The sequence below is a fragment of the Geofilum rubicundum JCM 15548 genome, assembly GCF_000974365.1.
GTDB lineage: Bacteria > Bacteroidota > Bacteroidia > Bacteroidales > Marinilabiliaceae > Geofilum > Geofilum rubicundum.
This window is the reverse complement of the sequence record NZ_BAZW01000166.1, coordinates 1-1,083: the sequence shown is the minus strand read 5'-3', so window position 1 is coordinate 1,083 and position 1,083 is coordinate 1. Positions and strand designations below refer to the sequence as shown.

Sequence of the window (1,083 nt, the reverse complement as noted above, 5' to 3'; positions counted from 1 at the left end):
CCTGCTTTATTCATAAACCTCAAATCTACAAAAATTTCTGATTAGCATAATCAGATATCAAGTCGCTTTCTGGAAAATTTGAGGGGCTTAGCTTGCGATATTTGCATTTATCCGCAGATACACCCACAAAATTCGAAAGTGCATAGTTAGTTATGATCAATAGGCTGGATTGTGGGTGTTAGCATTCCAGCCAATGGTTTTAGCTCTTTGAAGATTCGACTATTTAATCGTTTTTATTTCAGTCAATTGATAACACCTACGTTACCAGCATGCCTAACATTTGGAAACTCCTTGCTTGAAGTTCTTTTGTTGGGCAATATTTCGGGAACTCAATCTTTATCTTGGTTTTCATTTCTTTTACCCAGGCAGCGGTTTTTATAATTTTGTTCTGCAAGGTTTTGAAGGTGGCATTAACCAATTCAGTCCCCTTAAAAAGCTCCTTTTGCATGGTATGCATCAATACATAGGCGATGGAGTGTAGAAATAGTCTGAACTGATTGGCTTTAAAGCTTGTACAAGAGGCCCGGTCTGACTTTAAGTACAGCTTGTGTTCTTTAATCCGAAGTTCAGCAGCGCCCCTGGCGCAATAGCCCTTCTCATATAATCCTTTGGCTTTAAACTGAGTAAGATTGGTAACGATATATCTGATATTGGTGCCTTGGGCTGATGCTTCCACTTTTACTACAACCTTTTTAGGTGAAGCCCAGCTTTCTGCTTTGTACATAAATGAATGATAGCGTTTAACAGGCTTCCCATATTGCTTAAATTCCCGCTCTGCACTTTCTATGGTTACTTGGGCGCTGGACTTTAATTTTGAATTTCCGGCAAGGCCCGTGATGTAGTTCACTTTTTTTGCCGAAGTATCACACCAGTCCATAAGATCTTTTGATGCAAAATGGCTGTCTCCCCTAATAATTATTCGGGTTTCAGGCCATTGTTCCCTGATCTGTAGTATCAACCTCTTGAGAATGGAAGCAACATCGCTTTGTTTGGAGCGTCTGCCGGGCTTCAAGATCGTGGTAATTAACTTACCAGAAAGACCTTCGTAGATATGCAAAGGCATATAACAGTGGTCGTGATAGT

General features: G+C 40.3%; 1 protein-coding gene. It reads right to left on the bottom strand.

Annotated elements, in window-relative coordinates; all coding sequences use genetic code 11:
* Positions 1-256: 256 nt before the first annotated feature.
* A partial coding sequence (locus JCM15548_RS20570; RefSeq protein ID WP_157483051.1) for an IS1380 family transposase occupies positions 257-1,083 on the bottom strand: 827 nt, incomplete at its 5' end.